Here is a 26,457-nt window from a genome sequence, read left to right on the forward strand (position 1 = left end):
GCTCAGACCTCCAGCGCCATGCCGCCGAAGGAGACGCCGGCGGAAGTACCGAGGAAGAGCAGCTTTATGCCGGGCGCTACGCGGCCCTCGCGGCGAGCGACGTCGAGCGCGAAGGGCATGGAGGCGGCGATCTGGTTGCCGAAGCGGGCAGAGATATCGACGAGCTTTTGCGGCGCAAAGCCGGTCTGGCGCGCCATATGCGCAAGCGCGAACGGGCTCGCCTGATGCGGCACGACGAGATCGACGTCGTCGCGCCGCCAGCCGGCGCGCTCGAGCAGAATGTCGACGAAACCGTTGAAGTGCCGCGAGGTGAGCCGGAACAATTCCTTGCCGTCCATGTGGAACAGGCTGTGCGCGGCAAACGCCTCCTGATCCTTGCGGAAATCGAAGCGCGTGCCGCCCGAACCGATGCCGCAGGCTTCCCAACCGGAAGGGTAAGTGCGCATCAGGCTCGCCGCTACCTTGCCCTCGCCGGGCCCGGCCTTGCGCAGCACGGCCGCCGCCGCGCCGTCGCCGAAGAGCGCGGCAATCTCCGGCGCGTCCTGCCATGGCAAAGCGCGCGAGGCGACTTCGGACGAGAAGACCAGGGCTGTCTCGCATTGCCCGGCCTCGATCATGCGGCCGGCGGTCTCGAAGGCGGTGAGGAAGCCAAGACAGGTGCTGTTGACGTCGAAAGCGGCGGCCGAACCGTCCGCCAGCCCGAGGCGCTGCATGACCAGCGGCGCGGTCGCCGGGAGCGGCTGATAGGGCACGCCGCAGCCGCCCACGATCAGGTCGACGGCGCCGGGCTCGATACCGGCATCGGCAAGCGCAAGCGTGGCCGCGGCGCAAGCGAGATCGATTTGCGATTCGGCATTGCAGACATAGCGCTCGACGACGCCTGTGACGGTTTCCAGCGTGCCCTCGCCGAGGCCGAGCGTTGCCTCCAGGGCGCGCGTGGTAACCCTCTCAGCCGGTACCGCCCTGCCGGTTCCGACGACCTTGATCCGCATTCCCCCCTCGCCGCTTGAGCTTGGCTCTATCTAGCGCAAAATGCGGTTCGAGGCGACGTTTCCCAAACTCATACGGCACTGTCGGATCATCGCTTCCGCAGGAAGCCCACCACCGCCTCGATGAACTCCGCCGGACGCTCGACATTGAGCAGGTGGACGCCGGGGAGCAGAAGAAGCTCAGCACCGGGGATCGTGGCCGCGATGGCCTCGCTGTGGCTTGCCAGCGTCACCTTGTCGTCCTCGCCGCCGATGACCAGCGTCGGCGCGGTGATCAGCGAAATCGGGCGGCGCAGATCGGCGTCGCGGACCGCGGCGAAGCAGCCCGCAAGGCCTTGCGGCGACATGGCGAGGATCGCGGCGTGGAATTCTTCGACGGTCTCGTTTCGACCGGCAAACATCGAGGCCGGGAACCAGTTGCGCATGAACATCTCCGCCGTGGCCGACAGGTCGGCTGAAAGCACGTTGCGTATCTGCTCGTCGAAATAGGACGCCGGCCCGAGATGCGGCGAGGTGTTGGAGAGGATAAGGCGCTCGATGCGTTCCGGCGCGTGGATGCCCAGCCACTGGCCGACGAAACCGCCGAGCGACAGGCCGAGGAAATGCACGCGCGCAAGCCCGAGGAAATCGAGCAGTTCCAGGACGTCGCGGCCGAGGCGGTCGAGCGAATAGGCGCCGGCCGGCGCGTCGGAGCCGCCATGGCCACGAAAATCATAGCGCAGCACGCGGAAGGATCTGGCGAGTTCGGGAACCTGGCCATCCCACATATGGAACGTCGTGGCGATGGAATTGGAAAGCACCAGCACCGGCCGGTCTTCCGGACCGTCCAGCCTGTAGGCGATGCGGGTGCCATCGCCCGTGGTGAAGTGAAGTGTGTCGGTCATTTTGGATCCTCATCCGTTGGGCACGTTTGGGCTTCGATGAGGCAAAGCTAGGCATGGCAATTATCGAAGAAAATTACTATGATTTGACAATCTTTGTAGGATTCTACGACTATGGATGGCGTGAAGCTTCACGATCTCAGATGTTTCGATGCAGTCGCCAGTCGAGGCAGCTTCCAGGCTGCTGCCCAAGCTCTGCACCGGACGCATCCCTCTGTGTTCGCCGCCATCGCCCGACTTGAAGAGCAACTTGGCCTGACGCTGCTTGATCGCAGCGGTTACCGGGTGAGCTTGACCGACGAGGGCCGCCTGTTCCATGCGCGGGCGCAGCTGGCAATCCGCGAGTTGGAGCATCTTCGGACCTATGCTGACCAGCTCGCGAGCGGCGAGGAGACCGTGCTGCGCGTCGTGTTGGGAGACGTCTGCCCGAGACCCGCAATACTCAGCCTGCTCAGCCGCTTCTTCGCCGAGCGGCCGCGCACGCGCCTGCACCTCGACTATGAAGCGATCAGCGGGCCGGTCGAGCGGCTGATGGATGGCGAGGCGGACCTCATCTTCCACCGCGCCAACCCCTCCGACCCGCATCTCGAGCGGATCGACCTACGCGAAGTCGCCTTCGTGCCGGTTGTGGCACCGGGCTTCCTCCCCTTCGAGGCCGTATCCAATGTGACGCCGGAAGCGATGCGACCCTTCACCCAATGCGTGATCCGCGACACCGCGCGGCGTCCCTCATCCGAAAACTTCTTCGTCATCGACGGCGCGCATTCATGCTCGGTGCCTGACCATATGATGAAGAAGGAGCTGATCCTGCACGGGCTCACCTGGGGTCATTTGCCGGAATGGCTGATCGAGGATGAGCTGCGCGACGGGCGGCTGATCTCGATCGCCGGCAGGCATATTCCCGGCCGCAACGAGACCGTGGCCGCGGTTCGGCGGCGCGACAGGCCGCATGGGCCCGTGGCCGAGGCGCTGTGGCGACACCTCGAGGACAGTCCCAAGCTTCCGGGCTAAGCCTTGCGTTCCCACCGCCGGTCCGGCGTCTGCTGCCAGTAGGTCACGGCGTGGCCAGCTTCCTTCATCGTCTTCCAATGGCCGCGCGCGGCTTCGAGCTGTGCCGCGTCATGGCCGTCGAACAGGAAGACGGCGCGTTCGTAGCCCGATAGCTCGGGCGGGTTTGCGCCATCGACCAGGAAGCGGATCTGCGCGGCGTTCTGGTTGCCCTCGCCCGTGGTGAGCAGGACCGGCTGCTCGGCCGGATAGGCCTCGCGGTCGGTGGCATGCGCCAGGAAGGAATCGTCGCGGAAAATCCACAGATGCTGGTCGAGCGCGTCGCGCCGCTCTTCCGTGCCGGTCTGCACCACCGCGCGCCAGCCGCGCTCGACACTGCGCTCGAGCAGGCCGGGCAGCGCCTCCTCGAGCGTCGATTCGGTCAAATGGTAGAACAGGATGTCGGCCATCCTGAAGCCTACCCTTCGTAGTGATCGCGCACCAGCCTATCGAGCAGGCGCACGCCGAAGCCCGAACCCCAGGACTGGTTGATCTCGCTTGACGGCGCGCCCATCGCGGTGCCGGCGATGTCGAGATGCGCCCAGGGCGTGTCCTTGACGAAACGCTGCAGGAACTGCGCCGCGATGATGGCACCGCCATAGCGGCCGCCGATGTTCTTCATGTCGGCATTCTTGGAATCGATCAGCTTGTCGTATTCGGGGCCGAGCGGCATGCGCCACAGCCGCTCCTGACTGGCCTGCCCGGCGCCGAAGAGCCTGCCCGCCAACTCGTCATTGTTGGAGAACAGCCCGGCATAATGCTGGCCGAGCGCGACCATGATGGCGCCGGTTAGCGTCGCCAGGTTTACCATGAATTTCGGCTTGAACCGGTCGTTGGCGTACCAGAGCGCATCGGCCAGCACCAGGCGGCCTTCGGCGTCGGTGTTCAACACTTCGATCGTCTGGCCCGACATCGAGGTGACGATGTCGCCGGGGCGCTGCGCGTGGCCGTCGACGGCGTTCTCGACAAGGCCGATGACGCCGACCACATTGGCCTTGGCCTTGCGCGCGGCGAGCGCATGGATCAGGCCGGTGACGGCGGCCGCACCGCCCATGTCGCCCTTCATGTCCTCCATACCCGAGGCCGGCTTCATCGAATTGCCACCGGTGTCGAAGGTGACACCCTTGCCGATGAAGGCAAGCGGGGCGTCCTTGGCCTTGCCGCCGTTCCAGCGCATCACCACCAGGCGGGCGCCGCGCGGCGAGCCTTGCGCCACGCCGAGCAGCGAGCCCATGCCGAGCTTCTTCATCTCCTTTTCGGCGAGGATCTCGACGTCGACGCCGAGCGCCTCCAGCGCCTTGACGCGCTCGGCGAAGTCGACAGGCCCCAGCGCATTGGCCGGCTCGTTGACGAGGTCGCGCGCCAAGAGCACGCCGTCTACCACCGCTTCCTCGCCGGCAAACACCTTCTTCGCGGCAGCCGGATCGGCGCAGTGGATCGTGACCTTGGCGGGCTTCGCCGCCTTCGCGTCGGATTGGCCGTCGTCCTTGTCCTTCCTGGTCTTGTACTTGTCGAAGGCGTAGCTGCGCAGCAGGATGCCGGCGGCAAGGCTCGCCGCCTGGCGGCCATCAGCCTGCAGTTCCGGCAGATCGAGGATGACGGCCACCTCGGTCGCCTTGCGCAGCGAAGCCGCGACAGCGCCGCCGAGCTTCAGCCAGGCGTTGTCGTCGAGAGCCGACACCTTGCCGGCGCCGATCGCCACCAGCCGGTCGACGGACGTTCCTTCCGGCGCCAGCACCTCGACCGAGCTCGCCAACTTGCCGGAGAAATCGGCAACCGGAAACGCGCGAGCCAATGCACCAGCAGGATCGCAGGCTTTCGCCGCCTCGCCGAGCCCGCCGCCGTCGGCCGTGAGCACGAAGACGCTGCCCTTTTTCGGCGTGGCGAATTTGGCGAAAGAAATGGTAGGTCTCGACGTCATCAGGGTCCTGCTTTCGGGGATGGCCGTAAGGTGCCGGCAAAGGTAATTCTTGGCGAGCAAGGGGTTTGGCAAGCGTGCGCGACATTTGGTCGTTTTGAGCCATTTGGCAAGACTTTGGCCGAAATCGCTGCCTATATCAGCGCCACCATAGACAAAGGATTCGCCTCGGCGCAATCTTAGCTTGCTGCCGTAACCTGCTGTTAACCATCGATGTTTTGCATTTCTTATCCATTGGCGCGGAGATTCCGTCGCGCCGGGGCACGCGGCGTGGGGCGACAAACCGGAGCGAGCCGCCTATGACCCAGTTGTGCGGGCGACGCCGGATGACTACCTTGTCGGCGGGCATGATGCCGTTCGGCAAAATCGAGAAAAGCCCTCATGAAGGTCGTTGAACGCTACATCATGCGCCGGGCGCTGACGATGTTCCTCGCCGCGCTGGTGTGGACGCTGGCGATCGTGTGGACGACGCAGGTGCTGGCCAAGATCGACCTCGTCACCGACAACGGCCAGTCGGCGCTGACCTTCTTCGAGGTCGCGGCACTGATCATTCCCTCGATCATCCCGATCGTGGTGCCGTTCGCCCTGGTGGTGGCGGTGGCGCAGACGCTGAGCGCCATGAACACCGATTCGGAGCTCGCCGTGCTCAGCGCCGCGGGCGCCTCGCGCTGGACCATCGCGCGGCCGATCCTGCTGCTCGCAATCGCGGCTTGCGCCTTTTCCTTCATCGTCGACAACGCCATCGACCCCTATGCCAGGCAGAAGAACCGACAGCTGGTGGCGGCTTCGCGCGCCGACCTCGTGTCGCTGATCATCCAGGAAGGCACGTTCCGCAAGATCGACGAGGGCCTTTACCTGCAGGTCGGCGAGCGGCTTCCCGGCAACCGGCTCGGCGGCATCTTTGTCGCCGATTCACGCGAGGAAGGCGCCAGCCTCACCTATTACGCCAAGACAGGCAGCATCGTCGAAAAAGGCGACGAGAAGGTGCTGATGATGAATGACGGCGTCATCAACCGCAAATCGGTCACCGGCGACCTCTCGGTCATCCGCTTCACCTCTTACGCCTTCGACATGTCCGCTTTCATGTCCGCGGCGAACGACATCACGCTTTTGCCCAAGGACCGCACGACGGCCTATCTGCTCAACCCGGATCCCAATGACAAGATGTTCCAGCGCGAACCGGGCAGCTACCGGGCGGAACTCAACCAGCGCTTCGCCGAATGGTCCTATTCGCTGGTGTTCGCGCTGATCGCGCTGGCCGTCGCTGGCGATGCGCGCTCGCATCGCGAAGCGCGCATCAACCCGTTGATCACGGCGATCGCGATTGCGCTTTTCGTGCGATGGCTGGGCTTCTTCGCCGCCGGCAAGGCCGACAGGGTCTCGTACTATATCTACTTGCTCTACGCCATTCCGCTGGTTGCGTCGGCGGTTTCGATCTGGTTCATCGTCTCGTCGCGCACCATGGAATTGCCGGTCAGCTGGGCGGACTGGCTGACCAACCTCGCCAAGCGCACCAGCGACAACTGGACGGCATTCAAGCTGTGGCTTGCCCGGCGCACGTCCGGCCAGGGAGCCTGACCATGGGCTGGACGCTGGGCCGCTATTTCTTCTTCCGCTACGTCTCGATCACCTTCTGGTTTTTCCTGGGCCTGCTGGCGCTGGTGTTCCTGATCGATTTTACCGAGCTTTCCGGCCGCACGACCGGGCTGCCGGGCTTCACCTATGGCACGGCCTTCGCCATTTCGGCGCTCAGGATGCCGATGATCATGCTGCAGACGGTGCCGTTCGTCGGGCTGTTCTCGGCAATGGCGACGCTTGTGTCGCTCAACCGCCGCTACGAGCTGGTGATCGCGCGCTCGGCCGGCGTTTCGGCCTGGCAGTTCCTGTTTCCGTGCTGCGTCGGCGCGCTGATGTTCGGCGTGCTGTCGGTGGCCGTGATGAACCCCATCGCCGCGCATGGCTTTTCCTGGTCCGAGCAGATGGAGAACGACCTCAGGGCCGGCAAATCGAATGCGGTCACCACCAACGTCACGCCTTGGCTCAGGCAGAAAACCGAATCAGGCGACACCATCATCGGCGCCCGCGCCATCCTCAATCAGGGCCTGGAGATGGCGGACGCGGTGTTTTTCATCCTCGACCCGCAGGGCAACATCGCCGAGCGCAAGGACGCGGCCAAGGCCATCCTGCGCGACGGTTACTGGGAATTGCAGGACGTCAAGGTCTTCAAGGCGGGCAACATCCGGGCGCTGGCGACCGACAAGGTGCCGACCAACCTCAAGCCGGAATTTGTTCAGGAGCGCCTGGCGCGCCCGGAAACCATCCCTTTCTACGAGCTGCCGCGCAAGATCGAGGTTGCCCGTTCCTTCGGGCTCAAGGCAGATGCCTTCGCCATGCAGTTTGATTCGCTGGTGGCGTTGCCTTTCCTTCTCGTCGCCATGACGCTGATTGCTGCAACGGTTTCAATGCGATTTGCGCGAATGGGGCAGTCGGCAACGATGATTCTGGGTGGCGTCGTGGCCGGGTTTCTGCTTTATGTCGTTTCGGTACTGGTCAAGGCATTCGGTGTAGCCGGATTCGTGCCTACGGTGGTGGCTGCATGGGTTCCGGTTGTCGTGGCTATGTTCTTTGGGGTGACATTTCTGCTATACAAGGAAGACGGCTAGTGAGGGAGGCTGGATTGCGCAGCCATAGGCAGGCCGGTTTGGCACGCCTCTATGGGGCGACAGCCTTGGCATGTCTGTTCGCTTGTGCGGTGCCGACGGCGCCCGCGCTCGCGCAGACTATCGCTGCCAAGCCCGTCCCGTCCGGCACGCAGATGCTGCTGGCCGCCGATACGCTTGTCTATGACAACGACAAGCATACGGTAACGGCCGTCGGCGGCGTGCAGATCGACTATGGCGGCAACAAGCTGGTCGCCCAGCGCGTGGTGTACAACCGCGACACCAAGCGCCTCGTCGCCAGCGGCGCCGTCGAGATCATCAACAGCGACGGCACCAAGATCAACGCCGAGCATATCGACATTACCGACGACTTCGCCGACGGGTTCACCAACGCGTTGCGCGTCGAGACGATCGACAAAGCCTATTTCGCCGCCGAGAGCGCCGAGCGCATGGGCGGCGTGCTGACCACCTTCCACAATGGCGTCTACACCGCCTGCGAGCCTTGCGAGGACAAGCCGGACAAAGCGCCGACCTGGCGCATAAAGGCACGCAAGATCATCTGGAACGGCGAGAAGAAGACGGTCCGCTTCGAAAATTCGAATTTCGAATTCTTCGGCTTCCCGCTTGCCTATCTGCCCGCCTTCGAGATCGCCGACCCGACCGTGAAGCACAAGAGCGGCTTCCTGATCCCCGGCATCGTCTACAACAACCATCTCGGCGTCGGCGTCAAAGTCCCCTATTATTTCGCCCTGTCCCCGACCTATGACCTCACCGTCACCGGCAGCGGCTATACCAAGCAGGGCTTCCTCGGCGAGGCCGAGTGGCGCCAGCGCTTCAACAACGGCGAGTACACGCTGAAGATCGCCGGCATCAACCAGCAGGACCCGAACGCGTTCATCGGCACGGGCAACCGCTATGTCGTCGATTCGGGCGAGCCGGGCGATCCGAACAAGTTCCGCGGCATGATGGGCACCAAGGGCCAGTTCGCCATCAACGAGCGCTGGAACTTCGGCTGGGACGTGCTGCTGCAGACCGACAAGAACTTCTCGCGCACCTACAACATCGACGGTTTCAACGATCTCGCCCACCAGTCGTCGATCTATCTGACCGGCTTGAGCGACCGCAATTACTTCGACGTTCGCGCCATGCGCTTCGAGGTGCAGGAAGACACGCTCTCCAGCGATCCGACGGCGCGCGCGGCCAAGCAGCCCTGGGTGCTGCCGTCGCTCGATTACGCCTACATCCCCGACACATCGGTGGCCGGCGGCCAGTTGTCGTTCAACGTCAACACGCGCGTCATCAGCCGCGACCGGCTGGATGAAACATTTGACGAAAACTCGAAAGTTGTACGCGTTCCCGGCGTCGAGGGCCAATCCGGCCGATTTACGGCGGAAGCCGAATGGAAGCGCACCTTCACCACCGACGGCGGCCTGCAATTGACGCCATTGCTCGCCTTCCGCGGCGACGCAGGCTATGTGAACGCCAACTCGGCATCGCTCACGGCGGTCAACGACATGGCGACGAATCTCGGCCAAGACGTCGACATGCGCTCCTCGCTCGCCCGCTACATGGCCACTCTCGGCCTCGAGGCGCGTTGGCCGCTGCTGTTCTCGATGCCCAGCTCCAGCCATATCCTGGAGCCGACCGCTCAAGTCTTCGTGCGTCCGAACGAACAATATGTCGGCGGCCTGGCCGTCCCCAACGAAGACGCGCAGAGCTTCGTCTTCGACGCCTCCACGCTGTTCGAGCGCGACAAATTCTCGGGCTATGACCGCATAGAGGGCGGCACACGCGCCAATGTCGGCTTCCGCTACTCGGGCGCCTATGACAATGGCTGGGCGACGAACGCCATCTTCGGCCAGTCCTACCAGCTCGCGGGCGAGAACTCCTTCGCCGCACCCGATCTGGTCAATGTCGGGGCCGATTCCGGCCTGGACAAGCGGACCTCGGATTATGTCGGCCTTGTCGGCTTCAACAGCCCGAGCGGCTTCTCCGGCTCGCTGAGCGGTCGTTTCGACGAGCAGACATTCGAGGTCCGGCGCGCAGAAGTGAAGGCCGCCTATTCCAGCCTGCCGATATCGCTCAGCGCCAAATATGCCTTCATCGAGGCGCAGCCGCTCTATGGCTTCACCACCGACCGCCATGAAGTCACGCTCGGCGCCTCCACGCATCTGGCGCAGAACTGGCGGCTGTTCGGCACCGGCACCTACGACATCCAGAGCAACGTGCTGGTCAAGGACGGCGTCGGTTTCGCCTACAACGATTCCTGCTTCACCTACATCATGACCTATTCGCAGACACGCGATACCATAACCAAGGAAGTGTCGCAGAATATCGGCTTCAACCTGTCGTTCCGCACGCTGGGCGATTTCGGCTCGTCGACAAGCGCCGTCGATACCATCCGGTAACCGAAGGCCGGCGCCTGCGAGCCGGGCGCCGATGATGCTTTGGTCTTGATTTGGAGCGTGAACCCCCGAAAATGCAATGATTCTCGGGGCCATGCGCTGGCGACATCGTTTCGCCGCATAGGAGAGGCATGGGGTCGGCTGCATCGCGCAGGCGTTCGGAGGACGCGCGGCGCTGTCGTGCCGACGAATTGGGGCGGGAAATTGGAAGGTAAGATGAGGAAATACCTGTTTTCAGCAGGATTGGCGCTTCTGGTGACGGCGGCTTCGATTTCGGTCACTGCTGTTGTACAGCCGGCTTTCGCCGCGGAGATCAAATATGTCGTCAACGGCATACCGATCACCACCGGCGACATCGCGCACCGCGCCGCCTTCTTCAAGCTCCAGCACAAGAAAGGCGATGCCAAGGAGGAGATGATCGACCAGACGCTGCGGCTGGCCGAGGCCAAGCGGCTCGGCATCCGCATCACCGATCAGCAGGTCGACGCCGCCTACCAGCGCTTCGCCTCGGGCAACAAGATGCCGCTGGCCAAGCTCGACGCGATCATGAGCCAGTCGGGCGTCACCAAGGAACATTTCAAGGAATTCATCCGCGCCCAAATGGCCTGGAACCAGGCGCTCAGCGCGCGCTACCGCTCCGGCGAGGGCGGCTCGGTGACCGAGCAGGACGCCGTGCGGCGCATGCTCGACAAGGGCGGCGCCAAGCCGACGGCGACGGAGTACATGCTGCAGCAGGTGATCTTCGTGGTGCCGGCATCGGAGCGCGCCGCCACGCTCGCCAAGCGCAAGCGCGAGGCCGACGCCATGCGTGCCCGCTTCAGCGGCTGCAACACCACGCGCGAATTCGCCAAGGGTCTACTCGACGTCACCGTGCGCGATCTCGGCCGGGTGCTGGCGCCGCAATTGCCGACCGACTGGGCCGAGCAGATCAAGGCCACCAAGGTCGGCGGCGCGACACCGACGCGCGAGACCGAACGCGGCGTGGAATTCATCGGCATCTGCTCCTCGCGCGAGGTCTCCGACGACAAGGCCGCGCAGATGGTGTTCCAGGCCGAGGGCAGCAGCGACAAGGACGCCGAAGAGCTCAGCAAGAAATATGTCGCCGAGCTGCGCCAGAAGGCCAAGATCGTCGAACGCTAGAGCCGGAGGCATCAGGTCGGACCGGCCTGAATCCGTCTTCCAAATCCGAGAAATGGAGCATGATGTCGTCCGAAAACCGCAGCACACTTTTCGGCGTCATGCTCTGAGCGACAAGCATGCGATACCGCAGTCAGCCCACCCAATGAGCGCGCGCAAGACCGACGCGCCACTGGCGCTCAGTGTCGGCGACCCTTCGGGTGTCGGACCCGAGATCGCCATCGCCGCCTGGCAGGCGGGCGACAGCGCCGGGGTGCCGCCCTTCTACCTACTGGCCGACCCGGCCCTGATCGAAGCCCGCGCCCGCCTTGTCGGCGCAAATGTGACGGTTGCCGAGACCTTGCCCGGACAGGCCGCGCATCATTTTGCCCGCGTGCTCCCCGTCGTGCCGCTCCATGCGCGCCATGTCGACAGCCCGGGAGAACCGGATCCGGCCAATGCCGCCGGCACCATCGAGGCCATCGATCGCGCCGTCGCCGACTGTCTCGCCGGCAGCGCCGCCGCAGTGGTCACCTGTCCGATCGCCAAGAAGCCGCTTTACGATGCGGGATTCGGCTTTCCCGGCCACACCGAATATCTGGCGCATCTGGCTTCGCGCCACACCGGCAAGGAGGTCACGCCGGTGATGCTGCTGGCCGGACCCGATCTGCGCACCGTTCCGGTGACCATCCATATCCCCTTGGCCGAAGTGCCGAAAGTGCTCACCACGGAGTTGATCGTCGCCGCCGCGCGCATCACCGCCGCCGATCTCAAGAGCCGCTTCGGCATCGCGCGGCCGAGGCTTGCAATCGCCGGGCTCAACCCGCATGCCGGCGAAGGCGGCGCCATGGGCCAGGAGGATGCCGCAATCGTCGCCCCGGCAGTCGAGACGCTGAAGGCAGAAGGCATCGACGCGGTCGGACCGCTGCCGGCCGACACGATGTTTCATCCGCGCGCGCGCGCCTCCTATGACGCGGCGCTGTGCATGTATCACGACCAGGCGCTGATCCCGGCCAAGACCTTGGCCTTCGACGAGGCGGTCAACGTGACGCTGGGCCTGCCCTTCATCCGCACCTCGCCGGATCACGGCACCGCCTTCGATATCGCCGGCAGGGGGATTGCCCGCGCCGACAGCCTGATCGCGGCGCTCAGGCTGGCGCGTCGGCTGGCCGATAGCGGCCGGCAGGCCGCGGCCGCGTGAGGACCCGTTGAACGGGCGCACCACGATCGACGGGTTGCCGCCGTTGCGCGCGGTGATCGAGCGCCACGGCCTGCAGGCCAAGAAAGCGCTCGGGCAGAATTTCCTGCTCGACCTCAATCTGACAGGCAAGATCGCCCGCGCCGCCGGCGATCTCGGCGAGGCCACCGTGATCGAGGTCGGCCCCGGGCCGGGCGGGCTGACGCGGGCGCTGTTGTTCAACGGCGCGCGACGCGTGATCGCCATCGAGCGCGACGAGCGCTGCCTCGAAGCGCTGGCCGAGGTTTCCAGCCACTATCCCGGTCGCCTGGAGGTCATTCCCGGCGATGCGCTGAAAACGGATTTTGCCGCGCTTGCCGGCACGGCGAATGGCGGGCCGGTGAAGATCGCCGCCAACCTGCCCTACAATATCGGCACCGAGCTTCTGATCCGCTGGCTGACAATGGCCGACTGGCCCCCGTTCTACCAGTCGATGACGCTGATGTTCCAGCGCGAGGTGGCGGAGCGCATCACGGCGGGTCCGGGCAGCGACGCCTATGGCCGGCTCGGCGTCCTGGCCGGCTGGCGCACCGAGGCGAGGATTGCGTTCGACGTGCCGCCGCAGGCTTTCACGCCGCCGCCGAAGGTCACCTCCTCCGTCGTGCATCTGGTGCCGCGCTCGTCTCCCCTACTCGTCGACGGCAAAAAGCTCGGCCGTGTCACCGAGGCGGCCTTCGGCCAGCGCCGCAAGATGCTCAGGCAAAGCGTGAAGAGCCTGGGCGGCGAGGCGCTCCTCATCCGCGCCGGCATCGACCCGACGCGACGGGCGGAAACGCTCAGCGTGGAAGAGTTTGTCCGCCTGACCAACGCCGTCTGACCGCCGGCGCCACCACTGGAATCCACAAGACGGCGCCATAGATAGGCGGGCGAAACCGCCTGGAGCGTGCAATGCCTGCCTATATCATTTCCGACGTTACGATCCGCGACCGGGAAGCATTCGAAGCCTATCGAAGCCGCGCCGCGGCCTCCATCGCCGCGCATGGCGGCCGCTATCTGGTCCGCGGCGGCGATGTGGACGCGCTGGAAGGCAATTGGCAGCCCGGACTACTGATCGTCGTTGAATTTCCTGATAGCGAGACCGCGCGGCGCTGGTACCGCTCCGATGAATACGCGGCCGCACTCGAGGTTCGCGATACGGCGCTGAGCCGCAACCTCATTCTGGTCGAGGGGATTGGCTCGTGACGCACCTCACGATTGCCCCGAAATCATCGGACGTGATAATGTGATTGCATGAAAAAGAACCCTGCCCGCTCGGTCCAAAATGGCCAGTTTATCCTGACCAGTGATAGAGGCGAAAAGATCAGCGCCGTTGAGGGCCTGAGGTTGTCACATCGAATGGCCGCCATTCTGAGAGAAAGCCGTGCACGAGGTCTGAGCGGCGATGAACGCAGGACGCTGATCAAGGACCAGGCATCATCCCGGAAGAAATAGGATCATAGGTGGTCTACGCCGCTGAAGAAGATCCGCTTTGCTATCCAGGCACAACTGTCCTTCGAAACCAGCTGAACATCAAGAACCAGGCCGAACTCGACGAATTCGAGTTGGCCCTCTTCCTAACCAGAGCCGACGAAGAGATGCCGGCCGGCGACCTGGATTACCAACACTACAAGGCGATTCATCACCACCTTTTCCAGGACATATACGAATGGGCTGGCGCGGTTCGCACCATCCGCATCGGCAAAGGCGGCAATTGGTTCTGCTATCCCGAATACATCGACCAGGAAATGCGCAGAATCTTCAGAGAGTTGGCAGCAGCCGATCGTCTTTCTAAGCTCGGAATCGAAGACTTCGCTGTGCAGGTGTCACATGTGCTGGCCGAAATCAATGCCGTGCATCCTTTCCGGGAGGGCAATGGCCGTACGCAGCTCACCTTTCTGGCGATGTTGATGGAGAACGGTGGATTCCCGTTCAATGCCGATATGCTCGACCGCGAGCGCGTCCTTCACGCGATGATCGAGAGCTTTGCGGGCGATGAGGCGCCGCTGGCGCGCCTCATTACGGATATCGCCAGTCGCTGAGGGACGACCCTACTCCGTCTTCTCGTCCAGCAATCCCGAAATGAAGTCGAACAGGCCAGGCCGCCTGTCGCGCCGAAGTCGCTCCGCCGCGACGATGGCGCGGACCTCGGCGAAGGCGCGGTCGAGATCGTCGTTGACGATGACGAAGTCGTATTCCTTCCAATGCTCGATCTCGAGGCGAGCGTTCTTCAGCCGGGTCTCGATGACGGATTCCTGATCCTCGGCGCGGCGCTTTAGGCGCGCCTTCAATTCCTTCATCGACGGCGGCAGGATGAAGATCGAGACGATGTCGGCGCGCATCTTCTCCTTGAGCTGCTGAGCGCCCTGCCAGTCGATGTCGAACAGCATGTCGCGGCCTTCGGCCAGCGCGATTTCCGCCGGCTCGCGCGGCGTCGCATAGCAATTTCCATGCACCTCGGCCCATTCGAGCAGCGCGTCGGAATCGCGCAGCCGCTCGAACTCGCGCATGGAGCGGAAATGATAGTGGACGCCTTCGATCTCCGAACCGCGGCGCGGCCTCGTTGTGACGGAGACCGAAAGCTCGAGGCTTGGATCGCTCTCCAGAAGATTGCGCGCGATCGTCGACTTGCCGGCGCCCGACGGCGACGACAGCACCAGCATCAGTCCGCGGCGGCGGATGCGGGACCCCAGATCCCTGGCAGCCGTCGGCTCCTTGGCAACCATTCCCGTCACTCCAGATTCTGGACCTGTTCGCGAAATTGGTCGACCACCGCCTTGAGCTCCAGCCCGATCGCGGTGACCGCGGCGGCGTTCGATTTGGAGCACAAGGTATTCGATTCGCGATTAAATTCCTGCGCCAGAAAATCGAGCTTGCGGCCAATGGCGCCGCCGCCTTTGAGCAGCGTCCGCGCCGAAGCGACATGCGTCTTCAGCCGGTCGATCTCCTCGCGGATGTCGGCCTTGGTTGCCAGGAAGGCTGCCTCCTGATGCAGCCGGACGGCATCGAGATTGGCCGAGGCATCCATCAACAGGCGTACCTGCTCCGTCATGCGCTCGCGGATTGCCGCCGGCTCGCGCGACGGATCGGCTTCCGCCTTCAACGTCAGCACCTCTATGGTGTCGATATGGCCGGAAAGCAGCGCGCCAAGTGCCGCGCCCTCGCCTTGCCGCGCTTGCTCCAGCCCGGCGAGCGCTGCCTCGAGCGCCGACAGGATCGCGGCATCAAGAGCGGCGCGTTCCTCCTCGGTCTCCATAGCCTCTGGAATGTCGAGCACGCCGCGGAGCGAGAGCAGGCCGTCGGCGGAGGCCGGCTCTGTGCCGAACTGCTCCTGCAAGCGCTTCGCCAGCCCCGCCAGATCCTTGAGGAACGCCTCGTTGACCACCGGCTGGACCTGCCTGGCCGCAGCGCGGCCGACGGTCAGTGTCGCCTGGAAATTGCCGCGCGCGAAACGCTTCTGAACGGTCTGCCGGACGGCGGTCTCCAGCCGGTCGAAACCCTGCGGCAACCTCAGCCGAACCTCGGCACTCTTGCCGTTCACCGATTTCACCTCCCAGGCGATCGACGTGCCATCGCTCTCGGCGGCGGACCGCGCGAAACCGGTCATGCTTTGCAGGTTCATTGTGCCTGTCATCCCCTGTCGCGGGCCAACGCACGCGGCCCGGCGCTACACGCCCCAAAAATCGCCGGACGATCGGCCGGCGCTCCCTCAAAACATGAATATGGCGTCGCGTCAAAGGACGCGTGCGGCACGCTTATTGAGCCGAGTCGCCGCCCGCATCGCCGTTTTCGCCGCTGTCGCCATTGTCACCGGCGTCGCCGCTGTCTGTGTTGCCGTCGGCGGCGGCCGGGGCCGTCGTCTGGCCGGAAGCCTTGGCGGCGGCATCCGCCTGCTTCTTCTGCAGCGCCCGGTAGCGGGCGACATTCTGGTTGTGCTCTTCCAGCGTCGCGGCAAAGACGTGACCGCCATTGCCGTCGGCGACGAAATAAAGATCGTCGGTCTTCGACGGATTGGCGACCGCTTCGAGCGCCGCGCGGCCCGGATTGGCGATCGGCGTCGGCGGCAGGCCCTTGATCAGATAGGTGTTGTAAGGCGTCTGCTTGTCGATGTCGGACTGATAGATCGGCCGGTCGGCGGGTTTGCCCTTGCCGCCGAACAGGCCGTAGATGATGGTCGGGTCGGATTGCAGCCGCATGCCCTTGGCCAGCCGGTTGAGGAAGACAGCGGCAACGCGCGAGCGCTCGTCGCTCCGGCCCGTTTCCTTCTCCACGATCGAGGCCAGCGTGACGAAATCATCGATGTTGGCGATCGGCAGGTCGGGCGCGCGATGCGACCAGACCTCCTCGACCAGCTTCTTCTGATCGGCGACAAGCTTGTCGATCATCTGCTGGCGGGTCGCGCCGCGGGTGAAGCGCAGCGTGTCGGTGGCAATGCTGCCCTCGGGCGGCAAGGTCGCCGGCATGTCGCCGGTGAGCGCCTCCTGATCGGCCACGCGCTGCAACGCCTGCTCGACCGTCAGCCCTTCGGGAATGGTGAGCGAATACATCACCGACTTGCCGCTCTTGAAGAGCTCCATGATGTCGCGCATCGAGGCGCGCGGCTTGATGGCGTATTCACCGGCCTTCAGCGCCGATTCATTGCCGGTGGCGCGCACGCCGAGCCGGAAGATGCGGGCATCGCTGATCAGATTGCGGCGCTCGAGTTGGTCGGCGATCTCCTGCACGCCGGTGTTCGGCTTGATCATGAAGGTGTCGCCATTGGCGGACGGACCGGGCTCGACGAAAGCCTGCATGCCGAAATAGAGCGCCGCGCCCGAGGCGAGCACGAGAAGGATCGCCACGGACAGGAAGAAATTCAGGAACACCACGACCTGGCTGCGCGAGGCGCGCGAACGCTTCGACGGCGGCGGCGTGCCGGCTTCCGGGCGCAATGCCTCGGCCGCCGTCTTGGGCACGATCGGACCCTTCGTGCCCTGCCGTCCGAAATCCCCGCCGCCCGGATTAGTGCTCCCCGGATTTGTGCTCATGGGCGCGCCCTACCGTCTGATCTTGCAACGAATCCCCCGGCGGTAAGCTAGGGGAGAATTTGGCAAAAATGACGGCAGGTGGCGGGACTGCCGACTGGTTGTCCGAGCAATCCTGGGAAGAGCGCCGCGCCCTCTTCCCGGGATTGCCCCGGTAGGCCTTTCAGCCATTGTAGCGCTGGAACACGAGCGAGGCGTTGGTGCCGCCGAAACCGAAGGAATTCGACAGCGCGACGTCGATCTGGCGCTGGCGCGGCTTGTTCGGCACGAGATCGATCGCCGTCTCGCGTTCCGGATTGTCGAGATTGATCGTGGCGGGAGCGATGTTGTCGCGGATGGCAAGGATCGAGAAGATCGCTTCCGCGGCACCCGCGGCGCCCAGCAGATGGCCGACCGACGACTTTGTCGACGACATCGAGATCTTCGAGGCGGCATTGCCGACCAGGCGCTCGACCGCGCCAAGCTCGATCGTGTCGGCCATGGTCGAGGTGCCATGGGCATTGATGTAATCGACATCGGCAGGGGAAAGCTTCGCCCGGTTCAACGCCGCCGTCATGCAACGGAAGGCGCCGTCGCCATCCTCGGCGGGGGCGGTGATGTGGTAGGCGTCTCCGGTCAGCCCGTAGCCGGTGACTTCGGCGTAGATCTTGGCGCCGCGCGCCTTGGCGTGCTCGAGCTCTTCGAGCACGACGACGCCGGCGCCCTCGCCCATGACGAAGCCGTCGCGGTCGCGGTCGTATGGGCGCGAAGCGGTCTCCGGTGTATCGTTGCGGTCGGTGGAGAGCGCGCGGCAGGCGGCGAAGCCCGCAATCGACAGCCGGGTGACCGGCGCTTCGGCGCCGCCCGCGACCATGACGTCGGCATCGCCCCACATGATCAGCCGGGCCGCGTCGCCAATGGCGTGCGCGCCGGTCGAGCAGGCGGTGACGACCGCATGGTTCGGGCCTTTCAGGCCGTGGCGGATGGAGACCTGGCCCGAGACCAGGTTGATGATCTGCCCGGGGATGAAGAACGGGCTGATGCGGCGCGGCCCGCGATCCTTCAGGATCATCGCATTTTCGGCGATGCCGTCGATGCCGCCGATGCCGGAGCCGATCAGCACGCCGGTGGCGCACTGATCCTCATGGGTTTCGGGCTTCCAACCGGAATCGGCCAGCGCCTCGTCGGCGGCCGCGATGCCGTAAAGGATGAAGTCGCCGATCTTGCGCAGTTCCTTCGGCTCGAGCACGGCCTCCGGATTGAAGGTGCCGTTCGAGCCGTCGCCGCGCGGGATGATGTGGGCGATCTTGCAGGCAAGATCGTCCACCTCGAACTCGGTGACACGGCGGCAGGCGCTGCGGCCGGAAAGCAATTCCCGCCAGCTGTGCTCGACGCCCATGCCAAACGGCGAAAGCAGGCCAAGGCCCGTGACGACGACACGCCTCATCGCAGGTCCTCCCCGATTATGCCTGCGAAAGAACTCAGGCCGAGGCCTTGTCGATATACTTCACGGCGTCGCCGACGGTGAGGATCGTCTCGGCGGCATCGTCCGGAATCTCGACGCCGAACTCTTCTTCGAACGCCATGACGAGTTCGACCGTGTCGAGGCTGTCCGCGCCCAGGTCGTCGATGAAGCTCGCCTGCTCCGTCACCTTGTCGGCATCGACGCCGAGATGCTCGATGACGATCTTCTTGACGCGCTCTGCGGTGTCACTCATTTGGGCAATCCTCGTCTTATGTTGTCTATCTTCGTTAGCGGGCGGAATGCCGCTAATCAAGCTGAAAGATGGTCCTGCGGGCAACGCAACGCCACAGGACCGGTTTTTGCCCGAACCGCCGGGTTGCGGGCCGCATTACACGAAAAATGACGGGCGTCCAAGCCGAAATGGCTGTTTTCACAGGCGCCCGGGGATTGGCCTCCCCTTAGATCGTTACCCCCTTAGATCATCGCCATGCCGCCATTCACGTGAATGGTCTGGCCGGTGACGTAAGCCGCCTCGTTGGAAGCAAGGTAGGCGACGGCGGACGCGACCTCGGCGCTGGTGCCCATGCGCCTTGTCGGGATGGCGGCCATGATCGTCTCTTTCTGCTTGTCGTTGAGCTTGTCGGTCATGGCCGATTCGATGAAGCCCGGGGCGACGCAGTTGACGGTGATGTTGCGGGTGGCGATCTCCTGCGCCAGCGACTTGGAAAAGCCGATCATGCCGGCCTTGGAGGCGCAGTAATTGGTCTGGCCGGGATTGCCGGTGACGCCGACCACCGAGGTGATGTTGATGATGCGGCCATGGCGGCGGCGCATCATCGGATGGGTCAGCTCGCGGGTCAGCCGGAACACGGCGGTGAGGTTGACCTCGATCACGCTGTCCCAGTCGGCATCCGACATCCGCACGAACAGGCCGTCCTTGGTGATGCCGGCATTGTTGACCAGGATGTCGACGCCTTCGAGATCCGCCTCCGCTTTCTGGCCGAGCGCCTTGACCGCGTCGCGGTCGGTCAAATCGGCCGGAAACAGCTTTACGCGCTCGCCGAGATCGCCAGCCAACGCTTCCAGCTTCTCCACGCGCGTGCCGTGCAGGCCGACGATGGCGCCCTGGCTGTGCAGCACCCTGGCGATCGCCTCGCCGATGCCTCCCGATGCGCCGGTGACGAGCGCCTTGCGGCCGGTCAGTTCGAACATTTTTCTCTCCTGATCTCAGAGAGGCACCCTTGGCACAGGTGCCGTCAAATCGCCAGCCTGTCAGCCAAGCGCCGCCAGCGCCGCCTCGACGTCGGCCGCCGTGCCGACGGTGCCCGTCGCGATGTCGCGGTTGATGCGGCGGGCCAGGCCGGACAGCACCTTGCCGGCGCCGATCTCGTAGAGCGTCGCGACGCCGTTGGCGCCGAACCACTCCACCGTCTCGCGCCAGCGCACACGGCCGGTCACCTGCTGGACCAGGCGGCGGGCGATCTCTTCCGGGTCGCTGGTCGGCGTCACGGTAACGTTGGAGACGACCGGGACCACCGGCGCCTGCTTTGCCACGCCGGCCAGCGCCTCCCGCATGATGTCGGCCGCAGGCGCCATCAGCGCCGAATGGAAGGGGGCCGAAACCTGCAGCATCAGCGCCCGCTTGGCGCCCTTTTCAGTACACAGCTTCGCCGCCAGCTCGACCGCCGCCTTGGCGCCGGAAATCACCAGCTGGCCGCCGCCATTGTCGTTGGCGACCTGGCAGACAGAGCCTTTGGCCGCTTCCGCGCACGCCGCTTCGACATCGGCATGCTCCAGCCCGATGATGGCAGCCATGGCGCCCTCGCCGGCCGGCACCGCAGCCTGCATGGCGTTGCCACGGGTGCGCAGGAGCTTCGCCGCGTCGCCGACCGAAACGAAGCCGGCCGCGGCAAGCGCGGAATATTCGCCCAGCGAATGGCCGGCCACATAGGCTACCTTGTCCTTTAGCGAGAAGCCGCGCGCTTCGAGCGCCCGCATCGCCGCCAGCGACACCGCCATCAGCGCCGGCTGGGCGTTGGCGGTCAGCGTCAGCGTCTCTTCCGGCCCTTCCCAGATCAGTTTCGACAGGTTTTCGCCGAGCGCGGCATCCACTTCCTCGAAGACGCGGCGCGCTTCCGGGAACGCATCGGCGAGGTCCTTGCCCATGCCTACGGCCTGGCTGCCCTGTCCCGGAAAGGTAAATGCGACGGCCATTTTTGGTCTCTCCAGAGGCTGGTTTTCCCTGCCTCTGGCGCAAGGCGCACAGCCAAGTCAAGCCCGCGGGGATCCCTTTAACCCGTATTTCAGCCGGAAAACCGGGCTGACTCCCTGTTCCGAAAGGCTTTTTGGCGATCACACCTGATGAAAACCGCTCACGTTTACTTTGCTGGCTCTTCATATTTCCGCTACAGGCGCTAGCTTTGCGTGACATTTTGATGACAGAGCCGTGACGCGCGTGGAAGGCGTGTTGCGTGGGCCCGGGGGACGTAGAGTGGCAAGGATCAGGAAAGGCACGGCCAAGCCCGTGCCTCAATTTTTGGAAGACGATCCGTCCACCGGCTACCTGCCGGGACGACCCTGGCCGACGGTGCGCTACGGCCTGGCAACACTTCTTGTCTCCGCCCTGCTCGTCTTCGCAATCGAATGGATCGTGCGCGGCGACTTTTTCGGCACGGTCGATTTCTTCCTGCAGCCCTTCAAGCCGGGCTGGACCACCATCATCGTCTTCGCGCTGGTGCTGGTCGGGCTCGACGCGGTGCTTGGCCGCAGCCATCAGAGCCTGATGATCGTGGCGCCGCTGACGCTGGCGCTCGCCTTTGTCGGTCACCAGAAATCGCACTATCTCGGCGACCCGCTCTATCCGACGGATTTCCTGTTTGCCCGCCAGATCATGGCGCTGATGCCGCTTCTGGTGCGCGAACGGCCATGGACGGCCATCATGCTGGCCGCGGCAATCGTCGGCGGGCTGGCGCTGCTGGTCTATGGCTGGCGGACCTGGCGCCGGCGGGTGCCGATCCTCAGCCGCAAGGGCCGCTTGGCGCGGCTGGCGCTTGCCGTGCCGTTGCTGGCCTTCTTCGTCTCGATCATGGACTACGCCACCTTCTCCTGGACGCGCGACCGGCTGCAGATCATCCCGATCATGTGGGACCAGAAGGAAAACTACGCCTCGAACGGCTTTGCGCTGGCCTTCGCGATGAATGTGCCGATGGCGCATGTCTCGGCCCCGCCCGGCTATTCCGACAAGACGATGGCCGCGATCCAGCGCTCCGGCGTCGCCGCTTCGGTGCCGGATGAGAAGCCCGATATCGTCGTGGTGATGAGCGAATCCTTCTGGGATCCGACGCAGCTGCCCGGCGTCAGCATCAAGCCGGATCCGATCCCGACCGTGCGGGCCCTGCGCTCCGGCTCGATGTTCTCGCCCGAGTTCGGCGGCATGACCGCCAATATCGAGTTCGAGGCGCTGACCGGCTTCTCCAACGCCTTCCTGCCGGCCGGCTCGATCCCCTACCAGCAATATGTGCGCACCCCAACGCCATCTCTGGCGACCTTCCTCAAGAGCGAGGGCTACCGGGCGCGCGCCATCCATCCCGGCACCAACTGGTTCTGGAACCGGGGCGCCGTCTATGCCGATTTCGGCTTCAGCGACTTCCGCTCCGAAGAAACGCTGCCGCCCATGGAAAAGCGCGGGCCGCTGGCTTCCGACGCTGCGATGACCGACGAGATCATCCGCGAGGCCGATGCCAGCGACGATCCGGTGTTCCTGTTCGCCGTCAGCCTGCAGAACCATGGCCCTTACGAGCCTTATCGCTATTACAATCCGACGCATTCGGTCGATGCGCCGATCAGTTCCTGGGCGCGGGAATCGCTGCTTTCCTATGCCGAGGGCTCGGGCGACGCCGACCGCGGCCTGCAGCGGCTGGTCGACTGGGCGAAGAAGCGTGAGCGGCCGACCATCATCGCCTTCTTCGGCGACCACCTGCCGCCGCTCGGACCCGTCTATGTCGAGACCGGCTTCCTCAAAGACAATGTCGCGCCACGCAAGGAGCCGAATCCGGAAGCCGCGCTCGAACACCACGACACGCCGCTGGTCATCTGGTCGAACCGCTCCGGTCCGGTGCAGAACCTGGGCGCCGTGAGCCCTGCCTTCCTGCCCTATCACATCCTGACTACGGCCGGCATCACGCACCCCTACTACACCGGCTTCCTCGGCGCGCTGCGCGAGCATTACCGGGTGGTCGACCGCAACCTGCTGCTGACGCCCGCGGGCGAAGCGACGCCGGACTGGGCGAGGCAGAAGCAGATCGACCCGAAGATCAACGACTTCCGCCTCATCCAGTACGACATGATGTTCGGCAAGCGCCACTCGGCGCCCGACTTCTTCCCCGAGACGGTGGACAAGCTCGTCGCGCATACGAGTTGAGCGATTGTTGCAGCCGCGGTTGATGCTGCAGCCAAGTTAGTCAGCGAGTGACCAGAGCAGCTGAAAAGGCGTCTCCGGGGACCTGAAACGGACCGGTAGCATTGGATCGCGATGTCCTGGAAAGCTGCCGTTCGCACAAAGACAACAGCAAGCAGTCGAGGCGCTGCCACGCTATCGCGCAGAAGAACAGAAACTGGTCGGTGGATATATGCCTGCAGTTCAACTAACATTTCCAGCGGGAAGGCATTATCTCAGACTCTCAACGCAGGACGGCGATGCTGGCGAACGATTCAACCCGAAAGAGGCGCTCCAGCCCACGTACGCCCTCGCATGAACGTGCTATCGAGCGCTACGAAACCCTTCTGGACAGCGTCGACGCGCTGCTCCGCACACATGACCCCGATGATATCGGCCTCTATCAGATTGCCGAACATGCCGAAGTGCCGAACGCTTCGATTTATCACTTCTTCCCGACCAAGGACGCAGCGTTTCTCGGTTTGGTTCAGAGATATTTGAAAGGGTTTGCACAGCTCAAGAATGCACCCGTACCAGCCGAATATCTCTATAGCTGGCAGGGCGTCATCGATTGGGATTTGAAGCGTTCCGTCAAGTTTTATCACGAACACACGCCAGCGATGAAGTTGTTTCTCGGCCAGTACGGGGGCATAGAAACCAGTCGGGCGGAAGCTGTTTATCACGAGAAAATGGCATCGCAGGCCTATCGGCGGCTGGAGCAATATTTCGAGATGCCCAAGCTGCGGGATGCGGCGAAGCTCTTTTATATTTCCACGGAGATCGTCGATGCGGTTCTATCGATCTCCTATTTGAAGTTCGGAATGATCAAGGAGGAATATCGCCTTGATGCGTTTCGGGCCGCAGTGGCGTATTGCCGCCTGGTTTTACCCGAGATCACCGAGCCCAAAGATAAACCGGACGATCGCAACCAGACCGAGGTCGAGATTCAGTGAACGACCTCGGGTTTTTCTGCGCCGGTACCCAACACTTCTTATATGCCGCCTCAGCCAACCCGGACCCTATATGGTTCCAACGGTGTATTGTCAGTGAGGCTTTGAATTCCGTTCGAAGTCACCACGAAGCAATCGCCTAGATTGGCGCCAGCGACGCCCGGTTCCAGCCACTGGGAGTGAAGCACGAAGACCATGCCTTCCTCCAGCCGATCGTAATTGTTTGAAGACACATTGTAGAGCGGCATGCCGGGCATCGAGACCTCGTGACCAAGGTTGGGATTATGGGGCCCCCTCTGGACAGGATAGACATGCCTCAGCTGGCGACCCTGCCTCTCCCAATCGACGTCCGGCACATATTGCTGAACCACCTCACGCGGACCGCCGTCAGGCATGGACTCCCAGTTGAACGGCATCGTTCTTGCTTCTGCATCCCGTAAATATCCGCGCTCGATGAACGGTGCGAAAGAGGCTTCGTTGACTTCGCGAAAAAGGATTCCGGGGCGCGCCATGGCTGCGGCTCGTTTCACGCCCTCGGTACACATGTCCAGCACGTCTTCCTGCTTCGCGGTCAATTCTCCGACAGCGATCATTCTCGATGATTGGGCAAAATATCCGCGATAGGTCACGTTCGATATATAGAGGTTTATCAGGTCGCCAGGCGCCACGACGTGTCCATAAGGCCTTCCGCAATGGGTGCCGAACCGGTTGATTCCAATCTGATATCCATCCCCGGTCTCACCGCCGCGAGACAATTGAGCAAAGGTGAAAGCAGCATAGATTTCGTAGTCGGTGACGCCTGGGCGGATAACGTGGTAGGCAGCCTGAATTCCGATATCGATCAGTTGTGATGCGGCGCGAAAGATTTCGATCTCCTTCGGAGAGCGAATTCGCTGCATGCGATCGATCATGCCATTTTCGAGCGAGAACCCGGCGTTCGGCAGGAGCTCGCACAGCAACTTCCAATATGGCTCCGAGGTATGGTCGCCTATGAGACCGATCCGCCCCTTATCAAGTTTCGAGTCGCGCAGGATCTTGCTGGCCGCCTGTGCTGCCTTTTGCAGGGGGACCCCAGGTCGATCCGCATATTCGCGTCCCCAGCATCCGACTTGCCAGATCTTCTCCACCAGCAGCGGCTCGCCGCCTGGCGGCAGCACCACGGAGTCGCTGAAGAAGGACACCAGTTGGATCGCCTGGTCGGCGTCGGTCGGGATGATGAGCAGGCCTTCGCGTGACCAGTCGCATATGTAGCGCAGGTACGAATTGGATGTGTGATACCAGCCGACATCGTCCGCGTGCACGACAAGCGCGTCATACTCGCCGACGGTTGCCGCGCGCCGAATCCGCCGCAGCCGCTCCACGAACTCGGATTGCGGGAGCGGGTCGACCGGCACGAATTCGAAGGTCGGCTCGAAACCTTCAAGCAGCTTTTCCGTCTTGTTTGAAAACCTGTACGCCGATTTCATCGCGCAGCCACATTGTCGATGATGTCGCTGTAGGCGACCGGCTGTTCGATGAGGCCGTAGGCCATGATCATGTTCTGGTAGCGCGCGAAAGGTGCGGGTCTGACTGTCATGTCGGGTGACCACGTGCGATGCGAATGCATTCGTTCTACCGAGGCGGCGAGCACGTGTTGCGATACGTTCGCGAAATCTGGCGCGATAAGCGCGGCAGTCTCCGCCGGCGGATGATTGTCGATCCACGCCGCCGCCTCGGACAAGGCTCTGACGAAACCTTCGAGTTCCTGCCTATTCCTTTCGAGATAGGCCGGCGTCGTGTAATAGACACTCCACGGGACCTCGCCGCCGGACGTGGCTATGTCGGTCGCGACATGATAGCCCTCGCGCACGAGCGCTTCCGCCTGCGGCGAATAAACAAGATAGAAATCCGTGAAGCCGCCACGCCACAAACGGTTGGTCGTGCTTTCATCAAGATCGCGGATAAACTTGATGCGATCGAGGTCGACTCCGTTCTCCAGCAATACGCCTTCCAGGTACATCCATTGGCTTGTGGACGAGGCCGATATCAGCAGCTTCTTTCCGTAAAGATCGCTCCACCGGAAGTTCGGGCAAGGCTCCCTTGAGACGATCACCTGGGTGTTCCTGCCGCAGAGCTGGGCGAAGATCCGCAATTCCTCCAGCCGGCCGCGGTACATCAGCGGAATCCATACTCCTCCTCTTGCAATGTCCGCGCCGCCGTCGGCCAGCACATCCGCAAGCCACGATCCTCCAGGTCCGGAATTGTAATTGACGTCGATGGTCAATCCGTAACGGGCAAACAAGCCGAGGTTCTCTGCAACATGATGCGGCACATAGGTGAGATGTTCTTCGGCGATGAGGCGAATTTTTTTCATATGAAATAGATCCTTGTAGTCT

At 63.6% G+C, this 26,457-nt stretch carries 24 protein-coding genes; 11 read left to right on the forward strand and 13 right to left on the reverse strand.

What is annotated here, in order from left to right:
* Nucleotides 1–2: 2 nt before the first annotated feature.
* Nucleotides 3–992 carry a 3-oxoacyl-[acyl-carrier-protein] synthase III C-terminal domain-containing protein gene (locus DPM35_RS01715; RefSeq protein ID WP_112125603.1) on the reverse strand — a complete coding sequence of 330 codons (990 nt, stop codon included), beginning with the start codon at nucleotides 990–992 and terminating at the stop codon, nucleotides 3–5.
* Between the two features lie 86 nt (nucleotides 993–1,078).
* Entirely contained in the window at nucleotides 1,079–1,873 is a 795-nt protein-coding gene (locus DPM35_RS01720; protein WP_112125604.1) for an alpha/beta fold hydrolase, read from the reverse strand.
* Between the two features lie 111 nt (nucleotides 1,874–1,984).
* Between DPM35_RS01720 and DPM35_RS01725 the strand changes: the two genes are divergently transcribed.
* A complete protein-coding gene (locus tag DPM35_RS01725) occupies nucleotides 1,985–2,881 on the forward strand; it encodes a LysR family transcriptional regulator (RefSeq protein ID WP_112125605.1) in 897 nt (298 codons plus the stop codon).
* Here the strand turns inward: DPM35_RS01725 and DPM35_RS01730 are convergent.
* Nucleotides 2,878–3,327, reverse strand: a complete 450-nt coding sequence (locus tag DPM35_RS01730) for a DNA polymerase III subunit chi (RefSeq protein ID WP_112125606.1) — start codon at nucleotides 3,325–3,327, stop codon at nucleotides 2,878–2,880. The two genes, DPM35_RS01725 and DPM35_RS01730, sit on opposite strands and share 4 nt — an antisense overlap.
* Nucleotides 3,328–3,335: 8 nt before the next feature.
* Entirely contained in the window at nucleotides 3,336–4,838 is a 1,503-nt protein-coding gene (locus DPM35_RS01735) for a leucyl aminopeptidase (protein ID WP_112125607.1), read from the reverse strand.
* A gap of 378 nt (nucleotides 4,839–5,216) precedes the next feature.
* Between DPM35_RS01735 and lptF the strand changes: the two genes are divergently transcribed.
* The 8 genes from lptF (at nucleotide 5,217) to DPM35_RS01780 (ending at nucleotide 14,271) form a co-directional block, all read left to right on the forward strand.
* Nucleotides 5,217–6,413 carry an LPS export ABC transporter permease LptF gene (gene lptF / locus DPM35_RS01740; protein ID WP_112125608.1) on the forward strand — a complete coding sequence of 399 codons (1,197 nt, stop codon included), beginning with the start codon at nucleotides 5,217–5,219 and terminating at the stop codon, nucleotides 6,411–6,413.
* A 2-nt stretch (nucleotides 6,414–6,415) separates the two neighbouring features.
* Nucleotides 6,416–7,498 carry an LPS export ABC transporter permease LptG gene (gene lptG, locus DPM35_RS01745; protein ID WP_112125609.1) on the forward strand — a complete coding sequence of 361 codons (1,083 nt, stop codon included), beginning with the start codon at nucleotides 6,416–6,418 and terminating at the stop codon, nucleotides 7,496–7,498.
* Entirely contained in the window at nucleotides 7,498–9,903 is a 2,406-nt protein-coding gene (locus DPM35_RS01750) for an LPS-assembly protein LptD (protein WP_181591890.1), read from the forward strand. The genes lptG and DPM35_RS01750 overlap by 1 nt, the downstream gene beginning before the upstream one ends.
* A gap of 213 nt (nucleotides 9,904–10,116) precedes the next feature.
* Nucleotides 10,117–11,040 (forward strand): peptidylprolyl isomerase, encoded by a 924-nt coding sequence (locus DPM35_RS01755; RefSeq protein ID WP_112125610.1) that lies wholly within the window; start codon nucleotides 10,117–10,119, stop codon nucleotides 11,038–11,040.
* A gap of 142 nt (nucleotides 11,041–11,182) precedes the next feature.
* Nucleotides 11,183–12,217: a 4-hydroxythreonine-4-phosphate dehydrogenase PdxA gene (gene pdxA / locus DPM35_RS01760; RefSeq protein WP_112125611.1), complete on the forward strand. Its 1,035-nt coding sequence runs from the start codon at nucleotides 11,183–11,185 to the stop codon at nucleotides 12,215–12,217.
* Between the two features lie 7 nt (nucleotides 12,218–12,224).
* The gene (gene rsmA, locus DPM35_RS01765) at nucleotides 12,225–13,070 is read left to right on the forward strand and encodes a 16S rRNA (adenine(1518)-N(6)/adenine(1519)-N(6))-dimethyltransferase RsmA (protein WP_112125612.1); all 846 of its coding nucleotides are present in this window, start codon (nucleotides 12,225–12,227) and stop codon (nucleotides 13,068–13,070) included.
* A 71-nt stretch (nucleotides 13,071–13,141) separates the two neighbouring features.
* A complete protein-coding gene (locus DPM35_RS01770) occupies nucleotides 13,142–13,435 on the forward strand; it encodes a DUF1330 domain-containing protein (protein ID WP_112125613.1) in 294 nt (97 codons plus the stop codon).
* Nucleotides 13,436–13,692: 257 nt separating this feature from the next.
* Nucleotides 13,693–14,271, forward strand: coding sequence for a Fic/DOC family protein (locus DPM35_RS01780; RefSeq protein WP_112125615.1), 579 nt, complete (start codon nucleotides 13,693–13,695; stop codon nucleotides 14,269–14,271).
* 9 nt (nucleotides 14,272–14,280) lie between these two features.
* Here DPM35_RS01780 and gmk read toward each other — a convergent pair whose 3' ends face one another.
* From gmk to fabD, 7 genes are all read right to left on the reverse strand, one after another.
* Nucleotides 14,281–14,955 carry a guanylate kinase gene (gene gmk / locus DPM35_RS01785; RefSeq protein ID WP_112125616.1) on the reverse strand — a complete coding sequence of 225 codons (675 nt, stop codon included), beginning with the start codon at nucleotides 14,953–14,955 and terminating at the stop codon, nucleotides 14,281–14,283.
* Nucleotides 14,956–14,960: 5 nt separating this feature from the next.
* Entirely contained in the window at nucleotides 14,961–15,851 is an 891-nt protein-coding gene (locus DPM35_RS01790; protein ID WP_112125617.1) for a YicC/YloC family endoribonuclease, read from the reverse strand.
* A gap of 133 nt (nucleotides 15,852–15,984) precedes the next feature.
* Complete coding sequence (gene mltG, locus DPM35_RS01795) at nucleotides 15,985–17,256, reverse strand: endolytic transglycosylase MltG (protein ID WP_112125618.1); 1,272 nt, start codon at nucleotides 17,254–17,256, stop codon at nucleotides 15,985–15,987.
* A gap of 160 nt (nucleotides 17,257–17,416) precedes the next feature.
* On the reverse strand, nucleotides 17,417–18,679 hold the full coding sequence (gene fabF, locus DPM35_RS01800; protein WP_112125619.1) for a beta-ketoacyl-ACP synthase II: 1,263 nt from the start codon (nucleotides 18,677–18,679) through the stop codon (nucleotides 17,417–17,419).
* A gap of 34 nt (nucleotides 18,680–18,713) precedes the next feature.
* A complete protein-coding gene (locus DPM35_RS01805; RefSeq protein WP_006203723.1) occupies nucleotides 18,714–18,950 on the reverse strand; it encodes an acyl carrier protein in 237 nt (78 codons plus the stop codon).
* A 221-nt stretch (nucleotides 18,951–19,171) separates the two neighbouring features.
* Nucleotides 19,172–19,909, reverse strand: coding sequence for a 3-oxoacyl-[acyl-carrier-protein] reductase (gene fabG / locus DPM35_RS01810; protein WP_112125620.1), 738 nt, complete (start codon nucleotides 19,907–19,909; stop codon nucleotides 19,172–19,174).
* A 60-nt stretch (nucleotides 19,910–19,969) separates the two neighbouring features.
* Complete coding sequence (gene fabD / locus DPM35_RS01815; protein WP_112125621.1) at nucleotides 19,970–20,911, reverse strand: ACP S-malonyltransferase; 942 nt, start codon at nucleotides 20,909–20,911, stop codon at nucleotides 19,970–19,972.
* 277 nt (nucleotides 20,912–21,188) lie between these two features.
* Here fabD and DPM35_RS01820 point away from each other — a divergent pair, with 277 nt between their 5' ends.
* Nucleotides 21,189–23,117, forward strand: coding sequence for an LTA synthase family protein (locus DPM35_RS01820; RefSeq protein WP_112125622.1), 1,929 nt, complete (start codon nucleotides 21,189–21,191; stop codon nucleotides 23,115–23,117).
* Nucleotides 23,118–23,392: 275 nt separating this feature from the next.
* Nucleotides 23,393–24,085 carry a TetR/AcrR family transcriptional regulator gene (locus DPM35_RS01825; protein WP_112125623.1) on the forward strand — a complete coding sequence of 231 codons (693 nt, stop codon included), beginning with the start codon at nucleotides 23,393–23,395 and terminating at the stop codon, nucleotides 24,083–24,085.
* A 50-nt stretch (nucleotides 24,086–24,135) separates the two neighbouring features.
* On the opposite strand, the gene DPM35_RS01830 is transcribed toward DPM35_RS01825, so the two are convergent.
* Nucleotides 24,136–25,548 (reverse strand): M24 family metallopeptidase, encoded by a 1,413-nt coding sequence (locus DPM35_RS01830; protein ID WP_112125624.1) that lies wholly within the window; start codon nucleotides 25,546–25,548, stop codon nucleotides 24,136–24,138.
* A complete protein-coding gene (locus tag DPM35_RS01835; RefSeq protein ID WP_112125625.1) occupies nucleotides 25,545–26,435 on the reverse strand; it encodes an ABC transporter substrate-binding protein in 891 nt (296 codons plus the stop codon). Before DPM35_RS01835 ends, DPM35_RS01830 begins: the two co-directional genes overlap by 4 nt.
* Between the last annotated feature and the right edge of the window lie 22 nt (nucleotides 26,436–26,457).

It is taken from the genome of Mesorhizobium atlanticum (assembly GCF_003289965.1).
Classification (GTDB): domain Bacteria; phylum Pseudomonadota; class Alphaproteobacteria; order Rhizobiales; family Rhizobiaceae; genus Mesorhizobium; species Mesorhizobium atlanticum.